18 protein-coding genes are annotated in these 13052 nt (G+C 67.5%); 5 read left to right on the forward strand and 13 right to left on the reverse strand.

The annotated features are described in order from the left end of the window. Nucleotides 1–9: 9 nt before the first annotated feature. From ABT392_RS09820 to ABT392_RS09845, 6 genes are all read right to left on the reverse strand, one after another. On the reverse strand, nt 10–381 hold the full coding sequence (locus ABT392_RS09820; RefSeq protein ID WP_395385879.1) for an ArsR/SmtB family transcription factor: 372 nt from the start codon (nt 379–381) through the stop codon (nt 10–12). Nucleotides 382–445: 64 nt separating this feature from the next. Then, entirely contained in the window at nt 446–775 is a 330-nt protein-coding gene (locus ABT392_RS09825; RefSeq protein ID WP_395385878.1) for a hypothetical protein, read from the reverse strand. Nucleotides 776–850: 75 nt separating this feature from the next. Further along, nucleotides 851–1162 carry a c-type cytochrome gene (locus ABT392_RS09830; RefSeq protein ID WP_395385877.1) on the reverse strand — a complete coding sequence of 104 codons (312 nt, stop codon included), beginning with the start codon at nt 1160–1162 and terminating at the stop codon, nt 851–853. Nucleotides 1163–1357: 195 nt separating this feature from the next. Beyond that, nucleotides 1358–1873 carry a hypothetical protein gene (locus ABT392_RS09835; protein WP_395385876.1) on the reverse strand — a complete coding sequence of 172 codons (516 nt, stop codon included), beginning with the start codon at nt 1871–1873 and terminating at the stop codon, nt 1358–1360. Between the two features lie 70 nt (nt 1874–1943). Next, entirely contained in the window at nt 1944–2090 is a 147-nt protein-coding gene (locus ABT392_RS09840; protein WP_395385875.1) for a DUF3149 domain-containing protein, read from the reverse strand. Between the two features lie 146 nt (nt 2091–2236). Beyond that, entirely contained in the window at nt 2237–3805 is a 1569-nt protein-coding gene (locus ABT392_RS09845) for a methyl-accepting chemotaxis protein (RefSeq protein ID WP_334275690.1), read from the reverse strand. Between the two features lie 96 nt (nt 3806–3901). Here ABT392_RS09845 and ABT392_RS09850 point away from each other — a divergent pair, with 96 nt between their 5' ends. Beyond that, entirely contained in the window at nt 3902–4267 is a 366-nt protein-coding gene (locus ABT392_RS09850) for a carboxymuconolactone decarboxylase family protein (protein WP_395385874.1), read from the forward strand. On the opposite strand, the gene ABT392_RS09855 is transcribed toward ABT392_RS09850, so the two are convergent. Both ABT392_RS09855 and ABT392_RS09860 read right to left on the reverse strand, forming a co-directional pair. Then, entirely contained in the window at nt 4251–4724 is a 474-nt protein-coding gene (locus tag ABT392_RS09855; protein WP_395385873.1) for a TlpA disulfide reductase family protein, read from the reverse strand. The two genes, ABT392_RS09850 and ABT392_RS09855, sit on opposite strands and share 17 nt — an antisense overlap. Then, nucleotides 4721–5656, reverse strand: a complete 936-nt coding sequence (locus ABT392_RS09860; protein ID WP_464970963.1) for an MBL fold metallo-hydrolase — start codon at nt 5654–5656, stop codon at nt 4721–4723. Before ABT392_RS09860 ends, ABT392_RS09855 begins: the two co-directional genes overlap by 4 nt. A 163-nt stretch (nt 5657–5819) precedes the next feature. Here ABT392_RS09860 and ABT392_RS09865 point away from each other — a divergent pair, with 163 nt between their 5' ends. Both ABT392_RS09865 and ABT392_RS09870 read left to right on the forward strand, forming a co-directional pair. Next, nucleotides 5820–6149: a c-type cytochrome gene (locus ABT392_RS09865; RefSeq protein ID WP_395385871.1), complete on the forward strand. Its 330-nt coding sequence runs from the start codon at nt 5820–5822 to the stop codon at nt 6147–6149. 10 nt (nt 6150–6159) lie between these two features. Next, on the forward strand, nt 6160–7449 hold the full coding sequence (locus ABT392_RS09870; protein ID WP_395385870.1) for an FCSD flavin-binding domain-containing protein: 1290 nt from the start codon (nt 6160–6162) through the stop codon (nt 7447–7449). A 67-nt stretch (nt 7450–7516) separates the two neighbouring features. Here the strand turns inward: ABT392_RS09870 and ABT392_RS09875 are convergent, their stop codons facing one another. Then, a complete protein-coding gene (locus ABT392_RS09875) occupies nt 7517–8362 on the reverse strand; it encodes an energy transducer TonB family protein (protein WP_395385869.1) in 846 nt (281 codons plus the stop codon). A gap of 74 nt (nt 8363–8436) precedes the next feature. Here ABT392_RS09875 and ABT392_RS09880 point away from each other — a divergent pair, with 74 nt between their 5' ends. Continuing rightward, complete coding sequence (locus ABT392_RS09880) at nt 8437–9096, forward strand: ArsR/SmtB family transcription factor (RefSeq protein ID WP_395385868.1); 660 nt, start codon at nt 8437–8439, stop codon at nt 9094–9096. Nucleotides 9097–9120: 24 nt separating this feature from the next. Then, complete coding sequence (locus ABT392_RS09885; protein ID WP_395385867.1) at nt 9121–10416, forward strand: MFS transporter; 1296 nt, start codon at nt 9121–9123, stop codon at nt 10414–10416. Between the two features lie 27 nt (nt 10417–10443). Here the strand turns inward: ABT392_RS09885 and ABT392_RS09890 are convergent, their stop codons facing one another. The 4 genes from ABT392_RS09890 to ABT392_RS09905 are packed head-to-tail and all read right to left on the reverse strand — an operon-like array spanning nt 10444 to nt 13044. Then, a complete protein-coding gene (locus tag ABT392_RS09890; RefSeq protein WP_334275700.1) occupies nt 10444–11067 on the reverse strand; it encodes a c-type cytochrome in 624 nt (207 codons plus the stop codon). 6 nt (nt 11068–11073) lie between these two features. After that, on the reverse strand, nt 11074–12102 hold the full coding sequence (locus ABT392_RS09895; protein WP_395385866.1) for a sulfurtransferase: 1029 nt from the start codon (nt 12100–12102) through the stop codon (nt 11074–11076). Between the two features lies 1 nt (nt 12103). After that, nucleotides 12104–12736, reverse strand: a complete 633-nt coding sequence (locus ABT392_RS09900; protein WP_395385865.1) for a DUF6969 family protein — start codon at nt 12734–12736, stop codon at nt 12104–12106. A gap of 26 nt (nt 12737–12762) precedes the next feature. After that, nucleotides 12763–13044 carry a hypothetical protein gene (locus tag ABT392_RS09905; RefSeq protein ID WP_395385864.1) on the reverse strand — a complete coding sequence of 94 codons (282 nt, stop codon included), beginning with the start codon at nt 13042–13044 and terminating at the stop codon, nt 12763–12765. Nucleotides 13045–13052: the final 8 nt, after the last annotated feature.

Raw genomic sequence — 13052 nt, forward strand, 5'->3', positions numbered from 1 at the left:
TTGGGCCCCTCAGCGCGCCGCCGCAGGCATCAGGCGTTCCTTGACTTCCAACTCGGCCTGAGGGTCAAGTTCGATGGCAACCTGGGTGCACACGGCGCGACACAGAGCGGCCACTCGCTCGCTCTGCAACTTGTAATAGATCTGCGTGCCCTCGCGGCGCTTGGACAGCACGCCGCTGCGGTAAAGCGTGGAGAGGTGCTGCGACATGTTTGGCTGCGTGGTGTCGATCTCCTCGAGGAGCTCGGACACATTCTTCTCGCCGTGGCAGACGGCACTGATGATCTTCAGCCGGATCGGCGTGGACAGCAACGAAAACAGCTCGGCAACCGATTCAAAAACCTTGTCCTGGACGGGATTGGATTCCATGGCGAGCGAGTGCATGCAGAGGGCATCAAGTGCGATGCCCTCATTGTATTCGCATCCACCGATATGTCGCCCGCCGCCACTACTTGAACTTGTAGTGGTCCTTGTTCAGCACCGCTGCCACGGCCGTGACCTCTTCGGGGAACATGCCGAAATTGAGCTCGGTGTTGCAGGCCTCCACCATGCCACGCAGTTGCCCGGCGGTCTTGACCTTCTCCATCGGCCGGTAGACATCGGACCCATTGCCGCCGAACTTCTTGGCATGGCATTCGGCACAGCGATGCTCCTTGAGCAGCTTGCGCCCGAGGTCGATGTCCGCTCCCTTGAAGATCGTGGCATCGTCGGCGGGCCGGGCCGGGCCGGCACAGGCGAGCATTGCGGCGGCCAGCAGCATGGCAGTCCTGGTCATCATGGCGTACCCCCTTTTCTGGACTGACCCGATCGTAGGCCGGGCAGCCCTGGCGTCAATCGGGTTCGCACGCGGGCCCTATTTCGCTCCGCCCAGCACCCAGGCCGCCAGCGCCTTGGCATCGGCATCGCTCAGTGCCGCCTGGGGCGGCATTGGCGCGGGTCCCCACTTGCCGCTGCCGCCCTTCTTGATGTTGTCGGTCACGACCGCCAGCGCATCCTTCTGGTCCTTGTACTTCTTCGCCACGTCCTGATAGGCCGGACCGACCATCTTCTTGTCGACCGCATGGCAGGCCATGCAGGCGTTCTTCTTGGCCAGCTCGAGGTTGGCCAAGGCCGGGGCGGCCATCGTAGACAGGGCCAGGGCGGCCCAGATCAGGCGGTGTTGCATCTCGCGTCTCCGTTGAATTGGTTTATTCGCAGTCAATGATATTTGATTCGGGAAGGCCGCAGGTTCAGGGCAAGCCCTGGTGCTCCTGCCCTGCTTCTCGCCCGCCTGCTCCACGCCGCCGAACTTGGATCAGGCAATGCGAGCCGCACCGGTCTGGAACCGGAGCGAGAGCCAACTCGAGCCAGGAGGAACAGCTCAGCGCAGGCGGAACGCCGCGTGGCAGGCCACGCAGGTCTGGGTCAGGCGGCCGAGCGCGGCAAGTGCCGGCTTCAGGTCGCCAGTTGCCGAGGCATCCTTGACCACGACGGCGAACTGGCTGGCACTGCGGTGCATGGCCGTACCCGACTCCCGCATCGCGGGCGGCATGAAGCGGCTGACCTCGTGAGAACCATGCAGACTCAGCGAGGACATGCCCAGCTGCTTCTCGGCCAGGTCGACCGCGAGGTCCAGGTCGCTCTGTGACAAGGCCAGCTGAATGCGGCCCAGCACCGCCAGGTGCGCACGCATGTTGGCGAGCGTGTGCGCACGCAGGACTGGCGGGAAGATGACTTCGATGCGCCCATCGTCCGCCGCCGGCATGCTCGCATGGCGGGCGGGGTCATGAGTCTGGCCGCAGGCCGTGCCGAGGCTCAGGCCGAGCGCGGCCAGCAGGCTGGCAGCCGCTCGGCGTGACGGGTGAACGATTTGTCGAGCGAGGGGCGACGGTGGCACGGTGGCATCTCCTTTGCACCGCATCATCGCCGACCCGTGTGCCAACGCGCAATTGCCAAGCCTGGCCAGACTAGGGCCGCCGGGCCTTTGCCTCGTCCTGATGCATGTGCGAGAGGAAGTAGCGAACGTAGAACGCGCCCATCGCAAGAATGATGAACAAGGTGGCCGCGCTGAGCAGGCCCACATCGCTGCTGAAGAGATCGATGAACAGTCTCATGTCAGGGTCCTTGAAAGCATCCGAAGTCCTGGCTTCGTGATTCCATTGGATGCCTGCCCATAGGCTGGGCCCCTGATCTGGCGCAAATGACTTGCGTTGACTCAAGCGCTGACAGCCTGGGCGCGCAAGTGCCGCGCCCAGAGCATTCAGGGCAGCTTGAACCCAGCCACCGCCTGCACCAGTTGGTCCGCCTGGTCGCGCAGGCTCGCCGCGGCCGCCGCGCTCTGTTCGACCAGGGCCGCGTTCTGCTGCGTGGCCTGGTCCATCTGGGTGATGGAATTCCCCACCATCGCCACGCCCTCGCTCTGCTCCTTGCTGGCGACGGTGATCTCGCCCACGATGTCGCTGACGCGCTGGATCGAGGCCACCACCTCCTGCATGGTGCTGCCGGCTCGGTCGACCAGCTGGGTGCCCTGCTCCACATGCTCGACGCTGGCACCGATCAGGCCCTTGATCTCGCGCGCCGCCTCGGCGCTGCGCTGGGCCAGGCTGCGCACCTCGCTGGCCACCACCGCGAAGCCGCGGCCCTGCTCGCCGGCCCGCGCTGCCTCGACCGCGGCGTTCAGAGCCAGGATGTTGGTCTGGAAGGCGATCGAGTCGATCACGCCGATGATGTCGGAGATGCGCCGGCTGCTGTCGTTGATGCCCTTCATCGTCTCGACCACCTCGCCCACCACCTGACCGCCGCGACCGGCCACCTCGCTGGCGGTCTTGGCCAACTGGTTGGCCTGCCCGGCGTTGTCCGCGTTCTGGCGCACCGTGGCGCTGAGCTCGTCCGTTGTGCTGGCGGTCTGCTGCAGGTTGCCTGCAGTCTGCTCGGTCCGGCTCGACAGGTCCATATTGCCCGAGGCCACCTCGCTGGCTGCGACCTGCACGCCTTCAGCGGCGCTGCGAACGTCGCGAATCAGGTCCAGCAGCCGTTCGCGCATCAGGTGCATCTGGCCCAGCAGATGGGCAATCTCGTCCCGGCCCTCGACCCGAGCGTCCACGCGCAGGTCGCCGGCAGCAATCGCGGTCGAAACCTCGTCGGCCGTGGCGAAGCCGGATCGGATGCGTGCCAGCAGCGTGACGAACATCCACGTGGCCGGCACACCGATCAGTGCGGCCATGCCGGCAAATATCCACAGCAGGCTCTGGGCTCTCGCCTGTGCGGCTGCCGCCGCTGCCGTCGCGCGCTGCTGCTGGAAGGCCACCAACCCCTCCATCGCCTCAAACAGTGCAGCGCCTTCGCTACGGCCCGCCGCCAGGAAGGCGGCCATCACCTCGTTGGAAAAGTCATTGCGCCGAACCGCCTCAATCGCCGCGTCCGCCTTGGCCGTCCAGGCGCGGCGCTTGACGTCGGCAGCGTCCAGCAGGCGTTTGCCCTCGTCGGACGTGAAAGCGGCGTTCATTCGGGGCCAGGCTTCATCGTTGGCCTTGCGCCGCTTGTCGATGTTCTGCAGATGCACCGCCAGCTCGTGGTCATGGACCGAGGCGAGCGGGCTGCCGGGCGCATGCTGGAACGCCAGCAGGACTTCGGTGCGATTGGCCTGGTTGTTCTTGATCAGCTGGTTCAGGCTGGAGACGGCCTGCAGGCGCCGCTCCGCGATGTCGGACATCTGGTCGGCGCCGGAGAACAGGCCCCACAGCGCCAGCACCGCCAGGGCCAGAAAGGTGGCCCAGTACATGGCCATGATCGCGATGAATCGCTGCGAGATCCGGAGGTTGTTCAGCATGCTCGTCCTCAGTGCACGAAACACCCGCGCATTGCCCTGTATCAAGGCGCGCGTGGGCAGACGAGATCACTATATTCGTATCCAAGGAATTGAAGGATGCCAATGAGCAAGGACTACAAGGGAATCACGGCAGAAGTCTCGAATGCACTGGCCCGGCTGCGCGCCGACATCCCGGAAACCACTCGCGGTTTCTCGGCGCTGGCGCAGGCGGCAACCCGCGACGGCGCGCTGGACAAGAAGACCAAGGAGCTGCTCGCCATGGCCCTGTCGGTCGCGGCCCGCTGCGACCCCTGCCTGGGCTTTCATGCCGAGGCCCTGGTGAAACTCGGCTGCACCCGTCAGGAATTCGAAGAGATGCTGGGCATGTGTGTCTACATGGGCGGTGGGCCGGCCCTGATGTATGCCGCGCACGCGCTGGATGCCTACGAGCAGTATGGCGGCGAGCTCAAGACGCCAGCTTGAGCAGGTCCAGCACGTCGGCCTCGAACATCTCGCCAGGGATCTGCTCGCGCAAGCGGCCCTGCCGGTCCACGGTCACCGTCATGGGTACGCTGCGGCGGGCCGTCAGCGCCTCCGACAATGGACCTGCCGCCAGCGTCGCGGGAAAGGTCCAACCGCGCGCGCGCATGCGCCGCTGCACGGAAGCCTCATCACCGCCCCTCACCACGCCGAGCACCTGCAGCGGCTTGCCTGCAGCGGCTCGATGCAGCTTTTCGACATGCGCGTTGTGGCGCTCGCAATAGCTGCAATCCAGCGACCAGAACACGACGACAGCCGCGTGTCCCGCTGGAACCAGCCAGGCACTGCCATCGACCAGGCGGATACCCTCGGGCCAAGCGACGGCCGCACCGCGCAGCGCCGGCTTCGCCAGGAGAGGAGCGGCCCAAGGCAGGGTCAGCAGCATCGCGCGGCGCTTCATTGGCTGCCCTCCCGCTCCATCAGCAGGTAGGTGTTGTAGGCATTGATTCGGTTGGCCGCGCCGAACAGCGGAAGCGTCTCGAAGCGCGACCAGTCGGTTCGCTTGTAGGCCTCTTCGAAGGGCTCCATGTCACGCGCGGCCGCGCCCATGGTCTTGCGAAGGTAGGCCAGGTAGTCGCGTGTCATTTGAAGGTCCTCGCGCGCGGTGTTCGAAACCGGACCGTGCCCAGGAACGATGACCTGGGCGTCGAAGGCGAGCAGCCTGTCCAGCCCGGCAATCCAGCGGCCACTGTCGGCCTGGCCGACGAAGGGCACGCGCCCCCGGAACACCAGGTCGCCCGCGAACAGCAGCTTGAGTTGCGGCACATAGACCACCAGATCCTCTGGCGTATGGGCCGGGCCGACTGGCTGAACGACGAATTCCAGGCCTCCCATGCGCAGCGTCAGTGGCTCACGGATCCAGCGGTCGGCCGCCACCAGCTGCGTCTTCTCGTCGATCCACGGAAACAGCTCTTCGCGGCTCGCCTTCAAGCGCAGCGCTGCCGTGTCCGAATGCAGATACACCTGCCCCTCTGCCTCTGCCAGCACCTGCGCGCCGGCTGCCTTGAAAGACTGCAGGCCATAGATGTGGTCCGCGTGATAGTGGGTGACCACAATATGGCGGACCGGCTTGTCGGTGATGCGGCGGATTGCCGCGAGCAGTTCCTCGGCCAGGGCCGGTGAGCCCAGCGCGTCGACCACGAGCACGCCATCGTCTGTCACGACGAACCCGGCGTTGGAGATGAAGTTTCGATTGGCCGCTGAGCCAAGGGCCGACTCGCCCTGCACCATCCAGGCCCCCGGGGCGACCTGCACCGGCATGAGCACCTGCGCCAACGTGGCCGCCGATGTCGCAAGCAGATAACAGAAGATTAATATGCGTTTTATCAGCATAGACCAATATTACATCCGCACGACGTTTCCTGAGCCCTCATGGTTAGTCCGGATGCCCGCGCCTGCCGAATGTAATGATCCTGACAGCAGCAGTTCCGATGCTGCGGGTGAGACCCACGCCTTGGGGCTCCGAATGCGCCCCCCAAAAAACAGGAGACAAGCTATGACACCAGTTCGAGTGCGCAGCAGCGCCTTGCTGTTGGCCGTGATGGCCGGCAGCGCCCTGGCTCAGGACAAGCCACCCGGCGAGGCCGTGATCGCGAGAAACCTTGCCGCCACCTGCGCCAACTGCCACGGCACCGCGGGCGTGGCCAAGGGCGAGATGAAATCGCTCGCCGGCCGCAAGGAGGACGAGCTGCTGAAGCTGCTGGCCGACTACCGCAGCGGGGCGCAGCCGGCGACGATCATGCACCAGATCGTCAAGGGCTATACCGAGGACCAGCTAAAGCTGGTGGTCAAGCATTTCGCCGCGCTGCCGGCGGCCAAGCCCTGAGGAGCGCGCCATGACGAACACACAACAGGATTTCAAGCGCCGCCAGCTGCTGCTGGGCGGCCTCGCGCTCTCGGGCCTCGGCCTCGCCGGTTGCGCCGGCATGGCCGGCAGCGGGCCGAGCCTCGGCCGGGTGGTCGTGATCGGCGGCGGCTTCGGTGGCAGCACGGCCGCGCGCTACCTGCGCCTGTGGGGCGGCAATATCGACGTGACCCTGGTCGAGCGCAATGCCGGCTTCATCTCCTGCCCGATCTCCAATCTGGTGATCGGCGGCCACAAGCAGATGGCCGACATCAGCCGCGGCTACGAGGGCCTGAAGGCGCTGGGCGTGAAGCTGGTGCAGGGCGAGGTGGTGGCAATCGACGCTGCGGCCAAGTCCGTGCGCCTGGCCGACGGCACGAGCCTCTCGTACGACCGCCTGATCCTTTCGCCAGGCATCGACTTCATGCTCGAGGGCATTGGCGGCCTCAAGGCCGCGCTGGACAGCGGCCAGGTGCTGCACAGCTGGAAGGCCGGCCCGCAGACCGTAGTGCTGCGAAAGCAACTGCTCGACATGCCCGACGGCGGCGTGGTGGCCATGAGCATCCCGAAGGCGCCCTACCGCTGCCCGCCCGGCCCCTACGAGCGCGCCTGCATGATTGCCAGCTACCTGAAGGCGGCCAAGCCCAAGTCCAAGCTGCTGGTGCTCGATGCCAACCCCGAGATCACCTCCAAGAAGGGCCTGTTCGAGAAGGCCTTCAAGCAGCACTACGACGGCATTCTCGAATACCGCGCCAATGCCGAGCTGAAGGAGGTGAGCAATGGCGGCAAGCTCGCCAAGCTGGAGTTCGAGGACGTCAAGGCCGACGTGCTGAACGTGATTCCGCCGCAGCGCGCCGCCGACCTGGCGGTGAAGGCCGGCGTGGTCAACATCAACCAGCGCTGGAGCGGCGTCAACTGGCTGACGATGGAGTCCACCGCCGCGCCCGGCGTCCATGTGCTGGGTGACGCCACCTTCCCCGGCCCCGGCATGCCCAAGTCCGGCCACATGGCCAACCAGCAGGCCAAGGTGGCGGCCGCGGCCATCATCCAGCTGCTCAAGGGCGAGGCGGTCAATGCCACGCCGGTGGTGATGAACACCTGCTACAGCTTCGTCACCGCGCGCGACGTGATCCACGTGGCCTCGGTGCACCAGTACGACGCAACCGAGAAGACCTTCAAGCCGGTGCCGGGCTCCGGCGGCGTGTCGGCCGCGGCCAACCAGGTCGAAGGCCGCTACGCGCTGTCCTGGGCGCAGAACATCTGGGACGACATGCTGGGCTGAGCGACCAGCGCCGCATCAAGGGACAAGGCCGGCGTCAGCGACGCCGGCCTCTTCACATGCGGCACCCTCATCGCCCGAGCCTGCTCGAGCGGCCGCGCTCGATGTGCCGCTGGTCGTTGGCGCTTTCCGCTTCGAGGCTGTCGGTAGGCAATTGCCTCAGGCATTCGGCCAGGGCCTGCGGGTCGAGCGGCTCGGCGACCCTCTGTTCGGCGCGGACCTGCGGCGCCCGGCCATCCCAGGCAAACGGATTGCGAAACACCGGCGGGTCCGGGCGGCAGTCGTTCCGGTAGACCGGCGCGTCGTCGGTGGCGAAGGGCGAGAACGAGATCGTCCGCTCGAAGATCAGAGGCTGGCCGGTCGGCGTGGGCGGGAGCGGGGGCATGGCCTCGATCGCCTGGCGCGCCAGGCGCTCGGCCAGCAGCGAGGTGCTCCACAGCGTTTCCAGCTGTGTCAGGCGGCCGTCCGGCGCGATCTCGACACGGAAGCGGACCAGTCCCTGATCAGGCCCCTCCACCGCCGTGCCCATCAAGCTGCGCACCTGCCGGCCCCAGCTGTGGCGATAGCCCTTGCTGTTCTTCAGCGCGTAGCCAGCGGCGAACGCCCACTCGGCCGCGGTGGGCGCGGGTGGCGCGGCCTGAGTCGCGGGTGGGCGGTCCAGCACCGGTGGCGGCTCGAGCGGCAGCGCGCGAGCCTCGATGGATGGCTCAGGCAAGGTAGGCGCCAGCAGCACCTCTGGCGCTGCGGGCGCCGCGGGCGGCTCGGGCGGCACGAGGACAAGCTGAATGACCGACTGCGGCGCGCGGGCGCCCTTCGAGGCGCGCTGCAGCAGCCCGCCGGCGAGCACGAGCGCCAGCCCGTGCACGCACAGCACGACCAGGGCGGCCAGCGAATGCCTGAGTCTGTCGGGGTCCATCGAACGTCCCTGCCGCGTGCTGCCAACCAGCCGCGGCTTCGCCAATCATTCTAACCATCGTTAGAATGATTGGCATGAACAAGCGACACACCAAGGACCTGCTCTACGAGCAGGTGGCGCGCATCGGCAAGGCCCTGTCCAGCCCCAAGCGGCTGGAGCTGCTGGGGCTGCTGGCGCAGGGCGAGAAATCGGTCGAGCAGATGGCAGGCGAACTCGGCATCGACATCAAGCTGGCCAGCGCCCACCTGCGGGCCTTGCGTGAGGCGCAGCTGGTGGGCTCGCGCAAGGACGGCAAGTACGTCGTGTACCGGCTTGCCGGCGACGACGTGGCCGGCCTGTGGGTCAGGCTGCGCGAGGTGGCCGAGGCGCACCTGGACGAGTTGCGCGTCGCACTCGACCGCATGGTGGCCGAGCCCTCGAAGCTGCTGAGCCTGGATCGCAACACCCTGCTCAGGCGCGCCAGGCGTGGCGAGCTGCTGATCATCGACGTGCGACCGCAGGAGGAATATCAGCAGGCCCACCTGCCGTTCGCCCGCTCCATGCCGCTGCAAGAACTGGCCAGCCGCATGACCGAGCTGCCGCGCGACAAGGACATCGTGGCCTATTGCCGCGGCCCGTTCTGCCTGTTCTCGGAAGAGGCGCATCGGCTGCTCAGCCGCCAGGGCTACCGGGTGCACAAGCTGCTGGACGGCGTAAGCGAATGGCAGGCTGCCGGCATGCCGCTGGCGAGCTGAGCCCGCGCGACCGATCGCCCGCACATGCAGCATCAGCAAGGCATCCATTCCAATCTGCCGCAGTTCCTGCACCAGCTGCTGCAGGTGCTGCTGGTGGGCCTGACCCTGGGCATGATGCGCACCGTGGTGCCCGCCCTGGCTGAGCGCGAGTTCGGCGTGCCGCGGACCTCGTTCCTGCTGCTGACGACCTTCGTGATCGCCTTCGGTGTCGTCAAGGCGGTGATGAATTTCGTGGCCGGACGCCTGTCCGAGCGGGTCGGACGCCGACGCGTGCTGCTGCTGGGCTGGCTGGCGGCCCTGCCGGTGCCGGTCATGGTCGCCCTTGCGCCGAGCTGGGGCTGGGTGGTCGCGTCAACAGTGCTGCTGGGCATGAACCAGGGACTGACCTGGTCGATGACGCAGACCGCCCAGCTCGACCTCACCAGCCCGCGCGAGCGCGGCCTCACGCTGGGGCTGAACGAGTTCGCCGGCTACGCGGGCGTGGCCCTGGCAGGGATCGCCACCGCCGCCCTGGCGAGCTGGCTGGGGCCCCGCCAGGGGCTGCTGCTGTTCGGGCTCGCGGTCGTCCTCGTCGCGATCGTGCTGACGCTGCGCTGGGTGCGCGAGACCCTGCCCTGGGCACGCGCCGATGCGGCGCGACAGGCCGCCGCGGGCCATTCGGCCGGCTTGCCACCCGCGCGCTATCCCCACCTGGTCTCGAGCGAGCCCGGCAGCTGGGAGCTGTTCGCGCTGCTGAGCTGGCGCGACCGGCGGTTCTTCGCCCTGAGCCAGGCCGGCCTGGTGGAGAAGTTCGTCGACGCGCTGGTCTGGGTGTTCTATCCGATCTACCTGCAGCAGCACGGCCTGAGCCTCACCCAGAGCAGCGCGGTCATCGGCGTCTACGGCCTCAGCTGGGGAGCCTCACAGCTGTTCACCGGTCGCCTGTCCGACCACATCGGCCGGCATCGACCCACCGTCGCGGGCATGTGGCTGTGCGGCGCCGGCGTGGCCCTGATGCTGCAGGGCCAGGGCATGACCTGGTGGTCGCTGTCAGCGGCGCTGTCGGGGATGGGCATGGCCCTGCTCTACCCCAACCTGTCCGCCGCCGTGGCTGACATCTCTCACCCGACTTGGCGCGGCTCGGCCATCGGCATCTATCGTTTCTGGCGCGATCTGGGCTACGGCATCGGCGCGCTGGGCCTCGGGCTGATGGCGCAGTGGAGCGGCGATGTGGAGGCCGCCTTCCGCTTCGTCTCGCTGTCGATGGGCGCCTCTGGCGTCCTGCTGTGGTGGCTGGGCGAAGAAACGCACCCGCGGCTCAACCCGGCGCAAATGACCTGACCCTGGGGTCCAGGCCCGTCGCTGCGCTCAGTTCAGCCCGCTCAGGTAGGCCGACACCGCCTTCAGCTCCAGCTCGCTCAGCTTGCTGGCGATCGCGTGCATCACCGCGTTGTCGTTGGTGCGCTCGCGCTTGTTGAAGGCCTTCAGCTGGTTCTCGGTGTACTGCGCATGCTGGCCGGCGATGCGCGGCAGCTGCGGCGTGCCGTGGCCCTTCTCGCCGTGGCAGCTGGCGCAGGCCGCCACGCCGGTGTACGGATTGCCACGCATGAAGATGAAGCGGCCGACCTGGGCCAGGTCCGAATCCTCGACCGCGTGCTTGAGCGGCGTGCGGCTCTCGAAGTATCGGCCGAGCGCCGCAAAGTCTTCGGCGCTGAGGTCCTCCACCATCGGCTGCATGGTGCTGCTCTTGCGCTTGCCGCTGCGGTAGTCGGCCAGTTGTCGGGCCATGTAGGCACCGTGCTGGCCGGCCAGGCGCGGGAACACGGGGCTCGAGCTTTCGCCGTCGACCCCATGGCAGATGAAGCACTTGCCCTGCACGATCTCCTCGGCGCGCGCCTGGTCCTTGGCACTCTGCTGCGCCTGCGCAAGCAGCGGCAGCATGCACAGGCCCGCAAACAGCAGGCTGCGATGGAACGGTGTCGATGTGTTCATGGCCGCCTACTGTAGAGGAATCGCGCCTTCGACCGGACGCTTCTCCAGCGTCCACTGGTGCATCGAGCCGTCGTACAAACGGGCATTGCGCATGCCGAGCAGCTCCGACATCACGAACCAGGGACCTGAGGCCAGGTGACCGCTGTTGCAGTAGGCGATGGCGGGCTTGTCGGCGTCGATTCCCAGAGCCGCCACCAGGGCGCGGTAGGTCGCCGTGCTCTGCAGCTTCACGGCACCACCGGCGACCGGCCTGTTCAGCAACTCGGGAGGCAGAACCTTGGCGCCGGGGATGTGGCCGGCCGCATGGACGTAGTCGCGCTTGGCCAAGCCGTGGAACGACCGCAGGTCGCGCCCGTCAACCACACTGCCCGACTTGGCGGCCACGGCATCGGCCACGGCCTGCGAGTCGGCCATGTACTGGGCGCTGCGATCGGCCTTGACCTTCCAGCTGCCCTGCCGCGCCGTCGCGGCCTCGCTGCTGTGCGCGCGGCCCTCAAGCAGCCAGTTGGCCATGCCGCCGTCCAGCACGGCCATGTTGTCCTCGCCATAGACCTTCAGCTGCCAGTAAGCGCGCAGCGCATCGTCCAGGTCGGTCATGTCCAGCCCCAAGGGCACGAGCACGATGGGCTTGTCGGCGTCAACGCCCATGGCCTGCATCACTTTCTCGAAGGCCGGCCCCTCGGGAATCATGTACTTCACGGTCAGCTCGCCGATCTTGCGGTCCACACGCAGCGGCTTGGTGTCCATCAGCCGCGAGCCCGGGATGTGGCCGCCAACCTCGACCAGAGTCTTCTTGCCCGACTTGGCATCGGTCTCGAACTCGGGCGCGCCAGTGAAGCTCTTGACGTTGGCGCGCACCTCGAACACCTGCACCTTGTCGAGGTTGGCCGCCAGCCAGGCGCTGTCGACCACGGGACCGGGCAGGGTCATGCCGGCCCAGGACAGGCCGGCGCCGCAGAGCACGCCGACCGACACGGCCAGCTTGAACAGGCCACGGCGCATTACCGAGGCAGGGAGGGTCTTTGATAGGGTCATGTCAGTCGTCTCCAGGGTCGTTGTCGAGAGAGGCCTGCAGCTGCTGCAGGCGCTGGCCGAGGTCCACGGCGGATTCGGCCAGCAGGTCGAGGTCGCGGTCGGCCAGGATCCGCTCCAGCGGTTCCAGCGTGGCGGCCTGCCGGGCGCCGAGCATGGCATCTCGGCGCTCCAGCAGGTCGGCAAGCGCATCCTGGTGCAGGCGCACCAGTGCTTCAAGCCAGCGCCCCACCGGCGCGGCCGGGCCGCGCATCTGCAGCGCGAACTGCGGCAGTGCATCGCGCATGCGCAGCGCCGGTTGCCACTGCTCGCCGGTCACCCAGGCGTTGGTGGCGAACCAGCGCAGCGGCCGGCCGAGGTTGTCGATGCTGAGCGCCGCCAGATGCTGGAAGCCGCCAGCCTGCGGCAACCGCATGAACAGGTGGAAGTGGCCGTGCTCTTCGGTACTGCGCGCCTCGTTGTGGGCATGGAAGTAGAACGAGCAGCCGCTCGCGGTGTCGCGCGCGTCGGATCGCGGGTAGTGCCGCCATGCGGTCAGGCTTTGCGCGCCACACAGCGCCAGTTCGGCCATGCTACGGCCACGCTGCGCCGCGCGCAGCGGGATCTGCACCGCCTGCCAGGCTGCCTGTGCCTGCATGCTCTGCCCGCCTCAGCCGCCGCGGCTCACTTCTTGGCCGGGCCGCAAGGGTTGGCCGGCCCGCAGGGGTTGTCGCCGGACTTCTTGCGCTTCTTCTTGGCCGGACCACAGGGGTTGGCCGGGCCGCAGGGATTGGCAGGTTTGCTTGCCGATGAGGGCAGCGCGCTGGCAGGTGCCGAAGCCTTGGGTGCGGGCTTGGCCGGCTCGGCGGCAGCGGCCGGCTGCAGCAGGGCCAGCGCCATGGCCAGCGCCGGCAGCGCCTGGGCCGCCTGGGTGGCGCATCGACGTCGGGAGAGGCTTGCTTTCATGAAGAACT

Source organism: Paucibacter sp. JuS9, from assembly GCF_044043925.2.
GTDB lineage: Bacteria > Pseudomonadota > Gammaproteobacteria > Burkholderiales > Burkholderiaceae_C > JAUASW01.

Excerpts from the sequence above, each read along its gene's own strand:
- ABT392_RS09855 (WP_395385873.1), bottom strand. The coding sequence starts at position 4,724 with ATGAAGCGCCGCGCGATGCTGCTGACCCTGCCTTGGGCCGCTCCTCTC.
- ABT392_RS09880 (WP_395385868.1), top strand. The coding sequence starts at position 8,437 with ATGAACAAGCGACACACCAAGGACCTGCTCTACGAGCAGGTGGCGCGC.
- ABT392_RS09825 (WP_395385878.1), bottom strand. The coding sequence starts at position 775 with ATGATGACCAGGACTGCCATGCTGCTGGCCGCCGCAATGCTCGCCTGT.
- ABT392_RS09885 (WP_395385867.1), top strand. The coding sequence starts at position 9,121 with ATGCAGCATCAGCAAGGCATCCATTCCAATCTGCCGCAGTTCCTGCAC.
- ABT392_RS09895 (WP_395385866.1), bottom strand. The coding sequence starts at position 12,102 with ATGACCCTATCAAAGACCCTCCCTGCCTCGGTAATGCGCCGTGGCCTG.
- ABT392_RS09905 (WP_395385864.1), bottom strand. The coding sequence starts at position 13,044 with ATGAAAGCAAGCCTCTCCCGACGTCGATGCGCCACCCAGGCGGCCCAG.
- ABT392_RS09870 (WP_395385870.1), top strand. The coding sequence starts at position 6,160 with ATGACGAACACACAACAGGATTTCAAGCGCCGCCAGCTGCTGCTGGGC.
- ABT392_RS09875 (WP_395385869.1), bottom strand. The coding sequence starts at position 8,362 with ATGGACCCCGACAGACTCAGGCATTCGCTGGCCGCCCTGGTCGTGCTG.
- ABT392_RS09890 (WP_334275700.1), bottom strand. The coding sequence starts at position 11,067 with ATGAACACATCGACACCGTTCCATCGCAGCCTGCTGTTTGCGGGCCTG.
- ABT392_RS09865 (WP_395385871.1), top strand. The coding sequence starts at position 5,820 with ATGACACCAGTTCGAGTGCGCAGCAGCGCCTTGCTGTTGGCCGTGATG.
- ABT392_RS09860 (WP_464970963.1), bottom strand. The coding sequence starts at position 5,656 with ATGCTGATAAAACGCATATTAATCTTCTGTTATCTGCTTGCGACATCG.
- ABT392_RS09900 (WP_395385865.1), bottom strand. The coding sequence starts at position 12,736 with ATGCAGGCACAGGCAGCCTGGCAGGCGGTGCAGATCCCGCTGCGCGCG.
- ABT392_RS09850 (WP_395385874.1), top strand. The coding sequence starts at position 3,902 with ATGCCAATGAGCAAGGACTACAAGGGAATCACGGCAGAAGTCTCGAAT.
- ABT392_RS09830 (WP_395385877.1), bottom strand. The coding sequence starts at position 1,162 with ATGCAACACCGCCTGATCTGGGCCGCCCTGGCCCTGTCTACGATGGCC.
- ABT392_RS09820 (WP_395385879.1), bottom strand. The coding sequence starts at position 381 with ATGCACTCGCTCGCCATGGAATCCAATCCCGTCCAGGACAAGGTTTTT.
- ABT392_RS09840 (WP_395385875.1), bottom strand. The coding sequence starts at position 2,090 with ATGAGACTGTTCATCGATCTCTTCAGCAGCGATGTGGGCCTGCTCAGC.
- ABT392_RS09845 (WP_334275690.1), bottom strand. The coding sequence starts at position 3,805 with ATGCTGAACAACCTCCGGATCTCGCAGCGATTCATCGCGATCATGGCC.